Source organism: Halochromatium glycolicum (assembly GCF_016584085.1).
Classification (GTDB): domain Bacteria; phylum Pseudomonadota; class Gammaproteobacteria; order Chromatiales; family Chromatiaceae; genus Lamprobacter; species Lamprobacter glycolicus.
Genome location: NZ_NRSJ01000037.1, coordinates 38,783 through 53,007, shown reverse-complemented (window position 1 = coordinate 53,007; position 14,225 = coordinate 38,783). Strand labels below are relative to the sequence as shown.

Annotated in this window: 11 protein-coding genes and 1 pseudogene; 4 read left to right on the top strand and 8 right to left on the bottom strand. The window is 64.3% G+C overall.

Annotated features, from left to right (window positions below):
* Window positions 1-383 precede the first annotated feature (383 nt).
* The 3 genes and pseudogenes from CKO40_RS17425 to CKO40_RS17415 form a co-directional block, all read left to right on the top strand.
* Window positions 384-767, top strand: a pseudogene (locus CKO40_RS17425) (Uma2 family endonuclease); the annotation flags it as partial.
* Window positions 768-791: 24 nt separating this feature from the next.
* The gene (locus CKO40_RS17420; RefSeq protein ID WP_200347723.1) at window positions 792-1,253 is read left to right on the top strand and encodes a tetratricopeptide repeat protein; all 462 of its coding nucleotides are present in this window, start codon (window positions 792-794) and stop codon (window positions 1,251-1,253) included.
* Window positions 1,254-1,518: 265 nt separating this feature from the next.
* A complete protein-coding gene (locus CKO40_RS17415; protein ID WP_200347722.1) occupies window positions 1,519-1,983 on the top strand; it encodes a pilin in 465 nt (154 codons plus the stop codon).
* 377 nt (window positions 1,984-2,360) lie between these two features.
* On the opposite strand, the gene CKO40_RS17410 is transcribed toward CKO40_RS17415, so the two are convergent.
* The 4 genes from CKO40_RS17410 to ilvD form a co-directional block, all read right to left on the bottom strand.
* A complete protein-coding gene (locus CKO40_RS17410; RefSeq protein WP_200347721.1) occupies window positions 2,361-2,705 on the bottom strand; it encodes a hypothetical protein in 345 nt (114 codons plus the stop codon).
* Window positions 2,706-2,840: 135 nt separating this feature from the next.
* A complete protein-coding gene (locus CKO40_RS17405; RefSeq protein ID WP_200347720.1) occupies window positions 2,841-4,421 on the bottom strand; it encodes an ATP-binding protein in 1,581 nt (526 codons plus the stop codon).
* A 204-nt stretch (window positions 4,422-4,625) separates the two neighbouring features.
* On the bottom strand, window positions 4,626-6,128 hold the full coding sequence (locus CKO40_RS17400) for an ATP-binding protein (RefSeq protein ID WP_200347726.1): 1,503 nt from the start codon (window positions 6,126-6,128) through the stop codon (window positions 4,626-4,628).
* Between the two features lie 193 nt (window positions 6,129-6,321).
* Window positions 6,322-8,004: a dihydroxy-acid dehydratase gene (gene ilvD / locus CKO40_RS17395; protein ID WP_200347719.1), complete on the bottom strand. Its 1,683-nt coding sequence runs from the start codon at window positions 8,002-8,004 to the stop codon at window positions 6,322-6,324.
* A gap of 536 nt (window positions 8,005-8,540) precedes the next feature.
* On the opposite strand from ilvD, the gene CKO40_RS17390 reads away from it, so the two are divergent.
* Window positions 8,541-9,419 (top strand): LysR substrate-binding domain-containing protein, encoded by an 879-nt coding sequence (locus CKO40_RS17390; RefSeq protein ID WP_200347718.1) that lies wholly within the window; start codon window positions 8,541-8,543, stop codon window positions 9,417-9,419.
* Between the two features lie 398 nt (window positions 9,420-9,817).
* On the opposite strand, the gene CKO40_RS17385 is transcribed toward CKO40_RS17390, so the two are convergent.
* The 4 genes from CKO40_RS17385 to CKO40_RS17370 form a co-directional block, all read right to left on the bottom strand.
* Entirely contained in the window at window positions 9,818-10,144 is a 327-nt protein-coding gene (locus CKO40_RS17385; RefSeq protein ID WP_338074212.1) for a Uma2 family endonuclease, read from the bottom strand.
* A gap of 388 nt (window positions 10,145-10,532) precedes the next feature.
* On the bottom strand, window positions 10,533-11,642 hold the full coding sequence (gene ltrA, locus CKO40_RS17380; RefSeq protein ID WP_242477145.1) for a group II intron reverse transcriptase/maturase: 1,110 nt from the start codon (window positions 11,640-11,642) through the stop codon (window positions 10,533-10,535).
* A gap of 830 nt (window positions 11,643-12,472) precedes the next feature.
* Window positions 12,473-12,748 carry a Uma2 family endonuclease gene (locus tag CKO40_RS17375; protein ID WP_200347716.1) on the bottom strand — a complete coding sequence of 92 codons (276 nt, stop codon included), beginning with the start codon at window positions 12,746-12,748 and terminating at the stop codon, window positions 12,473-12,475.
* Between the two features lie 238 nt (window positions 12,749-12,986).
* A complete protein-coding gene (locus CKO40_RS17370) occupies window positions 12,987-14,219 on the bottom strand; it encodes a UbiH/UbiF/VisC/COQ6 family ubiquinone biosynthesis hydroxylase (RefSeq protein ID WP_200347715.1) in 1,233 nt (410 codons plus the stop codon).
* Window positions 14,220-14,225: the final 6 nt, after the last annotated feature.

Sequence of the window (14,225 nt, the reverse complement as noted above, 5' to 3'; positions counted from 1 at the left end):
GCAACGCCGTGCCAGCGCCGGACCGTGGACAACGCGTGCAGGCCGCCTGATTCCCATCAGGCGGGCGTGGGGACAAGCCGTGGACAACCCGCTCACGCGGGTTGCCCACACCTTGCCCCCACTCCTGCACCCGTTGCCCACCGCCCGGCGCACCACCCCAGGCATTCGCTGAGCACGCCTGCGGCGCGACGGCTGCTGGTTTTAAAATAGCAATCAAGATAAACCCGAGGAGGAACCAACCACCAGAGACATCACGCCGCCCGTTGACGGATCGTGACCGATAGGTCGACGATTCCAGGCCCAGTGCGTGCGCGAGTCCACGGCCGGTCACGTTCCGTCGGAATCCGCGGTCACGTTCGTCGGAATAGGCACGCCAGCTCGCCGCGGCGCTCGAGGGCTGCCCCGACTGTGAGGTCCTGTTCAAGATCGACGTCGAGCTCGCGCAGGACACCATCGTGCGTCCCGATGTCATCGTCATCTGCCATCGCCCAGAAGATGACCGCATTACGCGCCCACCGGAACTCATCGCCGAAGTCATCTCACCCCCGACGAGGCGGCGAGATGAACAGACCAAGTTCGAGCTGTACCGCCAGGAGGGCGTCACCTGGTACCTGCTGCTCGATCCTTCCCGCGCTCAAGCAGGCCTGTATCGACTCGTCGACGGTAACTACCGAAAGGTCAGCGGCTTTCATGACGGCGGGCACGATATTGCGTTCTCTACCTGCACGCTCCGACTCGATTTTGCGCGGCTGTGGGAGCGGCGCTGATCCTTCCATCATTGGAGAGCGTTGATGGATTACATCAGCTTCGAGACCGCGATGTCGCTCACTGGCATGGGCAAGAGCACACTCTGGCGCGCGATTCGCGAAGGCCGGGTCCGGCACATCGTTGCCAAGCCCGCCTCCGGTCATGCCAAAGCGCGCATCGATCTGGATAGCCTACTCCCATTCGTGACATTTCCAGTTGAGGAAGAAGAACGCGCGCACATCTTAGCGGCCGACACGGGCAATGCGCCGAGTCAGCTCGAGGTCGCGTTGATGCTGCTGGAAGCAGACCAAACCGAGCGCGCGCGACCTTGGTTGATCGGGGCGGCTCGCGGTGGTTTGCCCGATGCGATGTGTCATCTTGGGCAATGCCTGGTCTCAGGCACCGGCGTGGCACTCGACCTGGATGCGGCCAAGACCTGGCTGCGCGGTGCAGCCGAGCGCGGGCATGCCCTCGCCGCCGCATTGGTTGCGGGGCTTGAAGAGTGATCTTCTTGAAGCGGAACGCTCATACATCACCTGGCATTTCCGAGCATTTTTATCAAAAACGCAAATCAAACTCGACATTTTCAGTCGAGTATTGAAATTGGTCCCTTTTGTGAACGCGCTCACGGAATTGGACGCGATTCGGACTCTCCGCAAGGGACATTCAGTCTGGCCCGGGATCTGCTAAAGCCAATGTGGCCGAATGAGGCACAAAAGCCGTTTAGGTCACGACCCAGAGTTTGCAAACAGCCATAGAGAGAACAGTCTCATGCGTAAGCATCAGCAGGGTTTTACCTTAATCGAACTAATGATCGTCGTTGCGATCATCGGCATTCTTGCCGCAATCGCAATTCCTTCTTACATGGATTTTACTAAACGCGCAAAAATGTCAGAAGCAATTGTTGCTGCCTCTGCAGCAAAGGCAACAGTTAGTGAAAACATTTCTAGTATGGGCGAAATCACGGACGGTGCTTGTGCTGGATATACTGATATAGAGGCCGGTAGTGATTATGTTGCATCATCATCATGCGCAGATGGCACTGGGGCAATTACGGTAGCTGGGACCACCGCAGTTGACGAATGTGAGATCACATTGACGCCTGAGTTGACAGAAGAAGGTATCGTAACCTGGGTCTGTTCAACTTCTGACGATTGTTACACTCTTGTTCCACCTGAGTGCCGAAACGCAGCCGGCGAAGGCGAAGGCGAAGGCGAAGGCGAAGGCGAAGGCTAATATAACCCCGCAATCGGCCGCCCTAGGCTCGTAATGTAGAGGGCTAACGTGCAGGACTCGATCTGACAATCAGATCGAGTCCTTTTTGATATACGCCATCGCTCTTTATGGGTTCCAGTCAGCTCTGATCGACCAGCGCCGGCACCGCGCCGTATCTTCATCTCTATTATGACGTAGATAAAGCCAGCCAGCTTGACGGTCAGACCCCGCCGAAGCTGAGCCGCAGCACCGGATACGGGCACGACCAGTCCCAGCGCTCTTGCGCCGCCAACCCCGCGAACAACGCCTGATTCGCGCTGAATAGCTCCGCCAGCGTAAGAGGCAGACCTTGGAGGCATACGCAGCAACAGGCTGCGCGGCACGGTGACCGATGGCACTCAAGGTCCGATCAACAGATCGGCGATTTTGAAGACGGCGCCAAGCACTGCGAGGCCGCCGAGCAGCCAGCAGGTCTGGGCAGCCATGGCCTGGTGCAGGTTGACTTCGAACTGCTTGATCTGCAGCTCGATGTCTTTGAGCTGCTCCTGCAGGCGCGCCCCGACTTCCTTGATCTCCTTCTGCAGGCGTAGTTCATTCTCGCGCACATGCCCTTGCGTGGCCTGCTCGTTGATCTGGATGAAGCGGGCCTCCAGCGCGTCGAAGGCACTCGCGATCAGATGCGCGCGCTCCTTCTCATCCGTGGCCTCGGTGAGCTTGGCGTAGAGGTCCAGGGCGGCGCTCATGGATGCATGCTCCAGGTTGTCGGCTCGTTCAGGAGTCTACTGCTGTCATCGGCGATCATGTACGCTTTGGTGCACGCGGCGAGGCCGACAACCGACCGCACACCTTCGCGACTACCCAGCCTGCGCCCAATCCGCCTATACCAGATTGCGCGCGGCGCTGTCGAAGACCAACCCGAGCTCGAACAGCCCTTGCTTGGGCAGCCCCCGGTACTTGTCGCTGTAGCCGCGGGCGCGGATCTGGGCCAGGGCAGCATTGTCGGGCTGATCCGCAACCGGTGCCGTCTTCCCGTCGGGGCGAGCCGCGTCGCCGGCGCCGCGCCGGACCTTGATCTCCATGACGTAGATGAAGCCAGCCAGCTTGACGGTGAGATCGACCTGGCCTTGGTTCGTGATGTCCTCGGGGATCACCTCGGCATTCAGGCTGGCAAAGAAGGCGTAGAGCACGCTGGCGTAGTAGCCCTCGGTATCGGCCAGGTCATTACCGGTGAAGTTGCGCCACGGGACCCCGGCGAACAGGCGCTGGATGGCGGCGATCAGGCCATCCACATCGCCGCTCGACAGCGGGCCGTAGAGCGATTGCTGCCAACCCAGGCGCTCGCTCGGGTAGTGGCCGGTATAGCCATCGGCAAGGTGGTTGGCGAGCGCCTGACGGACCTCCTGGTTCGGAATCCGCAGCGCAAACGACCATTGCCCGAATTGCTCGGTGATGTGGTCGATGGTGAGGTAACCGGCCTGGAACAGCAGGGTGACCGGATCGATGCGCTCGATATCGAAGGAGTCGAGGATCTCTTCGCTCGCCTCGATCCCCTCGAGCTTCGGCAAGAACATCCTCCGGCATCGCAGCAATTCGATCAGGAAGCTCGGGCTGCCGGTCTCGAACCAGTAGTTGCGGAAGGCTTGCCCTTTGCGAATGAAGAGCAGGATGTCGAACGGGTTGTAGACCGGCTCGCCGAGGAAGCCATAGCCGTTGTACCACTGCCGCAGCCGGTCCCAGTCGACCCCGCTCAGATGCTCGCCGAAGCTGGTCTCGAGGTCGGCTTGAGTGTAGCCGCAGACGGTGGCGAAGCGCGCGTCGAGGGTGAGATCTTCAAGTTGATTGATCCCCGAGAACAGGCTGACCTTGCTGAACTTGGTCACCCCGGTCATGAACACCAGCCGGATGTGCGCGTCCTGCGCCTTCAGGGTCGAGTACAGGTTCTTCAGCCCTTCGCGCAGTTCGGCGGCGCGTTCCGGCTCGGCGATGTTGTCCAGGATCGGCTTGTCGTATTCGTCGACCAGGATCACGACGCGCTGGCCGGTAGCCGCCTCGGCCGCGCGGATCAAGTCGCCGAAGCAGCCCGGGATGTCGTTGTGGCTCCAGTCGCAGGTCACGCCGAGCCGCGCGGCGTTCTCGCTCAGCAGACGCTCGATGCGCCGGTCGAGCCCCGCGCGACTGGTCAGCACCCCGCCGGCGAAGTCCAGCCGGATCACCGGATGCCGCTGGGACCAGTCCCAGCGTTCATGGATGAAGAGCCCACGGAACAGCGCCTCGCTGGCGTTGAACAGCTCGTTGAGCGTGTCCAGGAACAGGCTCTTGCCGAAGCGGCGCGGGCGCGAGAGGAAATAGTACTTGCCGGTGCTCGCCATCGCCCAGGCGTGCGCGGTCTTGTCGATGTAGACGTAGCCTTCCTCGATGATCTCGCGGAAGGTCTGGAGGCCGATCGGGAGCTTTTTCATGGGCCACGTCGATGATCAGGCAAAGCGCTACTCAGTGCTCAGTGTAGAGTATGCTCACGCCGAGCCGTTGGGCTCGCAGGGAGTGGCGTCAGGTCTGTTCGTGTCCTTGCAAGCCAACATCATGCTGACGGCGTTCATGCGTTGGCCTCGAGCGCGGTCATGCGGCGATTCAGAAGTCGGCGCCATCGGCTTCGCGACTGCGGATCAGGCTAGGGTCTCGGTCTCGAACGCCACCAGCGCGCGCCGTTCACGACTGAATTCGATGCCGACCAGATGGATCGGCAGCCCCTCGGCGCGGTACTTGTCGGCATAGCCGCGGGCCTTGATCTGCGCCAGCGCGGCCCCTTCGGGGGCGAACTCGACCACTTTGAGTTCGAACAGCCACAGGCGGCCATTGAAACGCAAGCGCAGATCGAGCCGGCCGTGGTGGCTGGCGTCCTCCGGGACCAGGTCGAGCCCGAGCGCGGCGAAGTGGCTATAGAAGACGCTAGCGTAGTAGCCCTCATAACGCGCAATCGGGTTGTTATCGTGCCAGGCATGCGGGATCGCGGCGAACAGGCTCTCGACATGCCGGCGCAGCGCCGGGAGGTCATCGGCCAGCAGGATGTCGTACAAGCGGCTCGCCAGTTCGCTCGCTTGGCCGGGGTTGCCGATCAACGCCTTGGACAGGCTGTCGTTGAGCGCGGCACTGACCTCCAGATTCGGATAGCTCAGACTGTATTCCCAACGCGCGCCGATCTGCCGGGCGCCGGTGAAGGTCAGATAGCCGGTCTGCCAGAGCAGCGCCTCGGTCGCCAATCGGTCGACATCGAACGCCGATAGCAGCGCCTCGTCAGCCCGGAGCTTGGCTAGGTTGGGCGTGAAGAAGCCGCGCTCGGTCAGCACATCGACCAGAAAGGTCGGCGTGCCGGTCTCGAACCACCAGGGGTGGAAGACGCGCCGCTTGAACAGCAGCAATACGTCGAAGGGATTGTAGACCGCCTCGCCGAGCCAGTTGTAGCCGTTGTACCAGGCCCGGATCTGCGCGCGGTCCAGACCCTCGAGTTCGGGCGCGAAGACCGCGTCGAGATCGGCCTCGGTGTAACCGCAGAGGGCCGAATAGTCGGCGTCGACGGTGAGATCGTAGAGATTGTTCAGCCCTGAGAACAGGCTGACCTTGCTGAACTTGCTCACCCCGGTGAGGAACGCGAAGCGGATGTGCGCATCCGAATCCTTGATCACCGAGTACAGATTGCGCAGGCCATCGCGCAGCCCGCGCGCGGTCTCGGCCTCGAGCAGATTATCCAGGATCGGCTTGTCGTACTCATCGACCAGCACCACCACCCGCTCGCCGGTCTTGGCATGGGTTCGGCGGATCAGCTCGGCGAAGGCGCCGGCGATGGTCGGCTGCTCGCAGCGAATACCGAGCTCCGACTGGTTGAGCGCCAACTGCTCGCGGATCTTGGCCTCCAACTCGGCCGGCGTGCGCACCACCCCGCCGCCGAAGCTGAGCCGCAGCACCGGATACGGGCGCGACCAATCCCACCGCTCATCCGCCGTCAGCCCCACGAACAACGCCTGATTCGCGCTGAACAGCTCCGCCAGCGTATCGAGGAACAGGCTCTTGCCGAAGCGCCGCGGACGGGACAGGAAGTAGTACTTACCCTCGTCGATCAGCCGCAGCGCATAACCGGTCTTATCGACGTAGTAATAGCCCCCCTCGCGCATCTCGCGCAAGGTTTGGATGCCGATCGGGAGCTTCTTCAACGGTGATACCGAGGATGGCAGGTAAGACTTCGCTCAGGCGTTCAGTGTAGACCGTGCTCACGCCGAGCCGTTGGGCTCGACGCGCAACTCACCCGGAATCCAGCTTGGCAGCGAGGTTGATCTTCCGGCTCAATCTCGAGCCGGCCGCACGGCGCTACTCGTCGGTCACACAGCCCTCTGAGGCCGGTTTGACCGTCTTGATGTACTTGTAGAGCGTGCCGCGCTCGGCCTTGTAGGGCGGCATGCTCCAGTTGGCGCGGCGGCGCTCTAGCTCAGCGTCGTCGACGTCCATCGCCAGCAGCCGCTCGCCGGCATCGATGGTGACAGTATCGCCGTCGGCGAGCAGCGCGATCGGGCCGCCCGCCTGCGCCTCCGGGCAGACGTGGCCGATGATGAAGCCGTGCGAGCCGCCGGAGAAGCGCCCGTCGGTGAGCAGCGCGACGTCCTTGCCGAGGCCGGCGCCCATGATGGCGCTGGTCGGAGTGAGCATCTCGGGCATGCCGGGGCCGCCCTTGGGGCCCTCGTAGCGGATCACGACCACGTCGCCCTTCTTGATCTGGCCGTCCTCGAGCGCCCGCAGCATGTCCTCCTCAGCGTCAAAGACCCGTGCGGTGCCCTCGAAGCGCAGCCCTTCCTTGCCGGTGATCTTGGCTACGGCGCCTTCCGGGGCCAGGTTGCCGCGCAGGATCTGGATGTGGGCGGTCTCCTTGTAGGCATTCTCGACTGGCATCACGATCTGCTGACCATCACTGAGCCCCGGCAGCTCGGCGACGTTCTCGGCGAGGGTGCGGCCGGTGACGGTGAGGCAGTCGCCGGTCATCAGGCCCTGCTCGAGCAGGTACTTCATCACCGCCGGCGTGCCGCCGACCTGATGCAGGTCCTCCATCACATACTTGCCGCTCGGCTTGAGATCGGCCAGGTACGGGGTGCGATCGCTCGCGGCCTGGACATCCTCGAGCGTCAGATTGACGCCGATTGCGCGCGACATCGCGATCAGATGCAGCACCGCGTTGGTCGAGCCGCCGAGCGCCATCACCATCGCCAGCGCGTTGTCGAACGCGGCGCGGGTCATGATGTCACTGGGCTTGATGTCCTGCTCGAGCAGGGTGCGCATCGCGGCGCCGGCGCGGCGGCACTCGTCGAGCTTGGCTGGATCGGTGGCCGGGACCGACGCGCTGTACGGCAAGGCCATGCCGAGCGCCTCGATCGCCGAGGCCATGGTGTTGGCGGTGTACATGCCACCGCAGGCGCCGGGGCCGGGGCAGGCGTGGCGGACGATGTCCTCGCGCTCGGCCTCGTCGATGTTGCCGGCGAGGTACTGGCCGTAGCTCTGGAACGCCGAGACGATGTCGAGCGGCTGACCGGACTTGCCGTGGCCGGCGCGGATGGTGCCGCCGTAGACCATGATGCCCGGGCGGTCGAGCCGCGCCATCGCCATGATCGAGCCGGGCATGTTCTTGTCGCAGCCGGGCAATGCAATCAGTCCGTCGTACCACTGGGCGCCGACCACGGTCTCCATCGAATCGGCGATCAGGTCGCGCGATTGCAGCGAATAGCTCATGCCGCGCGTGCCCATGCTGATGCCGTCGCTGACACCGATGGTGTTGAAGCGCATGCCGACCAGGCCCGCCCCATCGGTGCCGGCCTTGACCTCGGCGGCAAGGTCGTTGATGTGCATGTTGCAGGGGTTGCCCTCCAGGTAGACGCCGGCGATGCCGATCATCGGCTTACCGAGGTCCTCTTCGGAGAGGCCGGTGGCATGCAGCATGGCCTGGGAGGCGCCCTGGGATTTGGGCTCGGTGACACGGGAGCTGTAGCGGTTGAGCTTGGTGGTCATCGGTGATCTCTCTCGGGGATAGGACTCTGGGGGTATGACGCTGGAGGTATGCCGCTGGGCGGACTGATGACGCTCAGGCCGCGAACAAAAGCAAGCAGACAAGGATGATCAAAGGACGAGTCGACGCGAAGACGCCTCGCATGAACCAACCTTATTCCGTCCCAATTGATCGTTCTAATGATATTTTTTGAACTGATCGATCGCCAATCGCGAACACCCGGGTCGACGCTGGCATCACCCTAGTGCAAGACAGCGGAACTCCCGAGACCGATCGTCGCTGCCCCCCAATGGTCGTGGGGTAGGAGCCCGCTTGCGGGCGATTTTCGCCGTCGCGCCCGCGGCCTGGTCGCCCCCAAGCGGGTTCCTACAGTGCTGAGAGCCAGATGACAGGAAAAGGGTCTCGGCATTTCTGACGCGATGCACTAGAAACGGCACCTAAGCGGCCTCCAAAGGAACGTCTGCCTGCCTGATCGGAAACAGGCCAACAGACACAACAAAGCGGAATCGTATGCAATTTCAACGGGGCAAGCACGCTGATGTCGCTTCAACCGAACCTGAGCACCGAGTTGCTACGGACCTTCGTCGCCGTGGTCGAGCTGGACGGCTTCAATCGCGCCGCGGCGCGGCTGCACAAGACGCAGTCGACCATCAGCCAGCAGGTCCATCGGCTCGAGCAGGAGCTCGGCGTGGCCCTGTTCGCGCCCGATGGCCGCAAGCGCCGGCTCACCGCGGCCGGCGAGCGCTTCGTCGGCCATGCCCGGCAGCTGCTGCGCATGCAGGAGGCGGCGGTCGCCGCGGTGGCCGAGAGCGAGATCGAGGGCGAGCTACGGCTCGGCGTGGCGCAAGGGCTCTCGGAGGGTCCGTTCCCGGAGCTGCTCGCCCGCTTCGCGCAAGCCTACCCACGGGTGCGCCTGCATGTGCACACGGGCTTCACGCAGGACCTATCCACAGCCTTCGAGCGCGGCGACTACGATCTCATTCTGACAGTCTGCCGCGCCGGCACGGGGCCGATCGCCGGCCGCCGCTTAGGGCAGGCCCAGCTGCACTGGATCGGTCCGGAGCAGGGCGACGAACACCGGCGGCGGGAGCCCGGCAGCCCGCTGCCGCTGGCGACCTTCTCGCCGCCCTGCACCTTGCGCGCGGTCGCGGTCGACGCGCTCAACGGCGCCGGCATCCCCTGGCGCGTCGCCTATACCACAACCAGCCTGCCCGGCCTGATGGCGGCGGTGAAGAACGGCCTCGGCATCACCGCCCGCACCGAGCGCGCGCTGATCCCCGGCACTACCGTCATCGCGCCGAGCGAGCACCTGCCACGGCTGCCGCCGGTCGACGTGGTGCTGCGCCAGGCCGGCCAGAGCCGCATCGGCGATCGGCTCGAGGCGCTGTTCGTCGAGACGCCGCCGCAAGCGGCCTGAACCTCGTGCAAGACAGCGGCACCCCCGAGACCGATCGTCGTTGCCCGCAATGGTCGCAAGCTAAACCGCGTCCAGAGACAGAAGCGTCATTTTTCCGCAGCCGGCGCGGTCAAAATGGCACATCCCAAACTGGACGCAGTGTAGTGCAAGACGTCGGCAATCCCGAGACCGACTGGCGCTGCCCCAATGGCCGTGCGGTAGGAGCCCGCTTGCGAACGATCTTCGCCGCCGCGAGCGCGATCGGGTCGCCCGCGACCGGGCTCGTACAGCGCTGGGCGTGATTGCAAGAGAAGGGTCTCGGCATTTCTGACGCGCTGCAATCGGTGAGATCGTGCGGACCGCCTCGGGCGCGCAGGTCCACCTCACTGGATCAGACTCTCGTGGCATCACGACCCCCCTCAATCGACGCCGAAGACATACCCGAGGTCGATCTCGCCGACCTCGAAGGGCGGGATGCGCACGCGCTCCGGCATCTCATCCTGTCGGTACGCGGCCGAGGCGATGACGCGATAGCCCTCGCCCTCGAGCGCATAGGCGATCAGCGAGCGGTCCTCGGGTGAGAGGACCCAGTAGTACGGGACGCCGGCGCGCTGCAGCAGCAGGAGATGATGCACGAGATCCTTGCGCTCATGGCCGGGCGAGAGGATCTCGCAGACCCAGTCCGGGGCCAGCGTCATCACGCCCCTCGGGGGCGACGGCAGGCGCTCCTTGCGCCAGCCGGCCAGATCATGGCTCGGACACTGGTGCTCGCTGTATTCAACCTAGAAACCGCAGTTGACCACTTCGCAAAGCATGCAACCCTTTGCATCAACTCCACTTCTGGCGCTTTTTGAGGCGCACCCGTGGATGATGGCCGCTACGACCACCAGTGCACGCCCCGCGCGGCGCCCAGCGTTGTGACAACTCGTTGGAAGAGAATGACTATTCCGCCTCGTTGTGCCTAGCTGGACACCCCGCGGGACGCACCCTGGCGGCCGTCCTCCGGGTAGAGACAGCCATTACTGGACCATCCCCCCCACAGATCCGGACGTGACCAATTCGGTCATCCGGTTCCTCGGGATACCAGGATCGCAACCCCGATCCTGATGGATAACTTCACGACCCTGCAAGCAGTCACACGGCATGGATGATCCTGGGTCGGGGCAACGGCAGGCGCTCCAGCAGTGCCTGGAACTTGCTCCACGGCATGGCGTGCTTGCTGCTGCGACGGTGAAGCCAGTACTGCCAGGCGCGCAGCACTTGCTCGCGCACCGCTGCCAGGGCTTGGAGGTTGCCGCGGACACCGAAGTATTGGTAGTGGCCGCGCAACTTGGCGCTGATGATCCGGTGTTGTTCCTCAAGCGCGCGGTGGCGATTTCGCCGACACCACGCCCGGATGCCCTGGATGTGCTTCTTGACCGTCTTGCGCTTGGTCTTGCGCTTGATGACCCAGTAGCCCCGCCTCGATCTTGCCCAGTAGTGGGTGAATCCGACAAAGTCGAACGTGTTGGCGCCCTGGCCGCTGCGTTGCGCGCGGGCAGGTCTGCCGAACTCGATCAGGCGGCTCTTCTCGGGATGCAGGTCCAGTCCGAATCTGGCGAAGCGTTTCGCGAGCACCTGCAGGACGCGCCGTGCATCGTCTTCGCGTTGAAAGCCAAGGACGAAGTCGTCGGCAAAGCGCACCAAGAAGCAGTGGCCTCGCAGCCGCGGCTTCACTTCGGTCTCGAACCACACATCCAGTACATGGTGGAGGTAGATGTTCGCCAACAGCGGGCTGATGACTCCGCCCTGTGGCGTCGCTTTGTCGGTGTAGCTGAGTGTTGCGCCATCCATGACGCCGGCGTGCAACCATTTGCCGATCAGCCGCATGATCCCACCATCATTGATCCGGCGCTGGATAAAGCTCCGCAGCCAGCCCCGGTCGATGTTGTCGAAGAATCCTGTGATGTCTGCGTCGTCGATCCATCGGATGCCGTGCGTCATGCATTGCTCGCGCAGCTGCGCGAGGGCGTCATGGGCGTTGCGCCCTTCCCGAAAGCCATAGGAGCACGGTAGGAAGTCCTGCTCGTACACCGCTCCCATCAGCATCGATACCGCTTTCTGTACGATCTTGTCTTCGATTTCCGTGATCCCGATCGGGCGTTTCTTGCCGTCGTCCTTGTCAATCCACACGCGCTTGACCGCCGCGGCCTGGTAGGTCCGCGTGCGCAGGCGCTCGTGCAGCCCGTTCAGGTTGCCCTCCAGGTCTTGCGCATAGTCCCGCGCGTCGATCCCGCTCAGCCCCGGCGCTCCATCGCGCCCGCAGCCGGTAGTAGGCTTCTCGAAGCAGATCGAAATCCATGTGGTGGATCAGGCTGGTGAATACCTGATCCGGATTCGCCTGTGCTTGCGCTGTGATTTGCCGAAGTTGCGGTGTGATGAGGTGTGGCCTCTGGGTGCCTGTCATCGTTCCCCCCGGCAAGACGTTATCCCCGGCTTCGCCTTCCCTCCAGCGGGTCCCTCGGGTCTCGGTTCCCCGCCTTCTCGGCTTCTCCTGCTCTCAGCCATCGGTACTATGCTCCGCTAAGACTACCGTTGCTCCGTCTCGGGTTGCTTCGCATGCTCGCTCGCGCCCCGATACCTTGTGTCCGCGCGTTCGTTTCCGCCCCTCGGGACGATGCCTGCGGTGCGCGGTTCCCGCTCGGCTCTTGGCCCTGCTTGTTCTCCGGCGTGCCTCACCGGTGTCTTCACAAGGAGATCACGGTCCTCTCGAGTTCCCAGGCTACCCCTGTGCGTACATGCCCCGCTCTCGGACCCCGGTGGTGTCCCCTCGACTCGCCTTTGCGTCTCCGGGACTCAATGCCTTCCGGCGCAGCCAAACCGTCGGCTTTCCCGGCTCTCACCGGTTATCCTCTCGGACCACAACTATGAAATTTTCGGGGCTCTATCACGCGGCCTGCACGCTCGCTACACCTGGCTTCACACATACCCTTGCGGTCTATGCATGCAGGTTCGCTACAGAGTCGGCGGCTCACCTCCTCTGACGGGAATCGCACGGCTTCCCGTGCTCACCCGCTGGGTAACATTGACCAATTTCACGGCCTCCGTGCCGCTCCCAAAGTCCTGGACTTACTCGACACAAAACTGCGGTTTCTAGGTTCAACGCTCACCTCGGTCGCGATCCACCAGCCTCGGGGACCGCCGTGACGGGTGATCAACGCGATCTCGGCATTCAGACCGGACTGCGCCAGCCCATGCTCGATACGGGCCATCGGGCGCTTGACGATCTCGCCATCGATCAGCTCGACGCGCTCGTCCTGGGCCCAGGCCGCCGTCAGCGCATCGATGGTCTGCCGCTGCTTCGCTTCCACCCCGCCCCCGTCATCACCTGATCGAGCTCAAGCCGATCACTGCAGCCTTGAAGGCCCGACCAAAACGGCCGTTCGACTCCTGCAAGCCCCTGATTGACCGAACCGCAAAAGCCAGCCTGTTACCGTGAATCATGCGGGATTCATCGTCCGGGGTGGCGGCCTGCCATGAGCGTTAGCCATCAGGATCGAGCCGCCAACTACTTGACCGACCTCGCTGCGCCAGTGGCCGCCGCGCGGCTCAGCCGCGCCGGGCGAGCGTCGGCAGATGCTCACCCAACCCGAGCGCCTGCCGGATGAACAGCGGCTTGATGCCGGGCAGGTGCGCGGCCACGGCCAGCCCCAGGTTGCGAGCGCCGACCAGAAGCGGGTTGCGGTTGCCGAAGAGGCGCTTGAAGCCGTCCATCGCCGCGACCATCGCGGCATTGTCGCCGCGGCGGGCGCGCTCGTAGCGGCGCAGGGTCTGCAGGCTGCCGAGCGAGCGACGGCGCTCGCGAGCATGGTCGAGCGCATCGATCAGCGCGGCGACGTCGAGGAAGCCGAGATTGACGCCCTGCCCGGCCAGCGGATGGATGCTGTGCGCGGCATCGCCGACCAGCGCGGCGCGCGGGCGCACGTACTCGCGCGCATGCTGGCGACGCAACGGGAAGGCGGCGCGCGGGCCGCTGCTCAGGATCGGGCCGAGGCGCTTGTCGAAGGCGACCTCGAGCTCGCCGATGAAGGCGGCGTCATCCAGGGCCAGCAGATGCTCGGCGCGATCCTCGTCGGCCGACCAGACGATCGAGCAGCGGCCATCGGCGAGCGGCAGGAAGGCGAGCGGCCCGGTCGGCAGGAAACGCTGCCAGGCGGTCTCGCGGTGCCAGTGCGCGACCTCGACATGGGCGACCAGCGCGCGCTGCGCATAGTCGAGCGCGTCGACCTCGATGCCGAGCGCCTCGCGCACGAAGGAGTCGCGCCCGTCGGCGCCGACCACCAGCTCGGCCGAGAGGCCGCGCGCGTCGGCCAGGCGCAGCAATGCGTGGGCGCCGTCGGTCTCGAGCTGCGCGAGCGAGGCCGGGCAGAGGAGCTGGACCCGCTCGGACGCCTCGAGCCGCTCCCAGAGCGCGAGGCGGATCGCGCGGTTCTCGACGATGTGCCCGAGATCGGGCTCGCCGAGCTCGGCTGCATCGAACTGGATCGCGGCACCGCCAACGGCATCCCAGACCACCATCTCCCGATAGGGACTGATGCCGAGCTCGACGATGCGTGGCCAAGCACCGATGCGCTCGAGCAGGCGCTGGCTGGCGCGGCTCAGGGCCGAGACGCGCAGGTCGATCTGGCCGGCAGGCCAGGTGCGCTGCGGCGGCTGGCCGTCGATGACGGCGATCGTCAGTCCGCGCTCGGCGCAGGCGCAGGCGAGCGCGGCCCCGACCATGCCGCCGCCGACGATCGCGAGGTCGACATGACCGAGATGATGAGGATCGGCATCGGACATGGCTGC

What these genes read in the sequence shown, in the direction of transcription:
- CKO40_RS17420 (WP_200347723.1), top strand. Translation starts at nt 792, where the DNA reads ATGGATTACATCAGCTTCGAGACCGCGATGTCGCTCACTGGCATGGGC.
- CKO40_RS17415 (WP_200347722.1), top strand. Translation starts at nt 1,519, where the DNA reads ATGCGTAAGCATCAGCAGGGTTTTACCTTAATCGAACTAATGATCGTC.
- CKO40_RS17410 (WP_200347721.1), bottom strand. Translation starts at nt 2,705, where the DNA reads ATGAGCGCCGCCCTGGACCTCTACGCCAAGCTCACCGAGGCCACGGAT.
- CKO40_RS17405 (WP_200347720.1), bottom strand. Translation starts at nt 4,421, where the DNA reads ATGAAAAAGCTCCCGATCGGCCTCCAGACCTTCCGCGAGATCATCGAG.
- CKO40_RS17400 (WP_200347726.1), bottom strand. Translation starts at nt 6,128, where the DNA reads ATGCGCGAGGGGGGCTATTACTACGTCGATAAGACCGGTTATGCGCTG.
- ilvD (WP_200347719.1), bottom strand. Translation starts at nt 8,004, where the DNA reads ATGACCACCAAGCTCAACCGCTACAGCTCCCGTGTCACCGAGCCCAAA.
- CKO40_RS17390 (WP_200347718.1), top strand. Translation starts at nt 8,541, where the DNA reads ATGTCGCTTCAACCGAACCTGAGCACCGAGTTGCTACGGACCTTCGTC.
- CKO40_RS17370 (WP_200347715.1), bottom strand. Translation starts at nt 14,219, where the DNA reads ATGTCCGATGCCGATCCTCATCATCTCGGTCATGTCGACCTCGCGATC.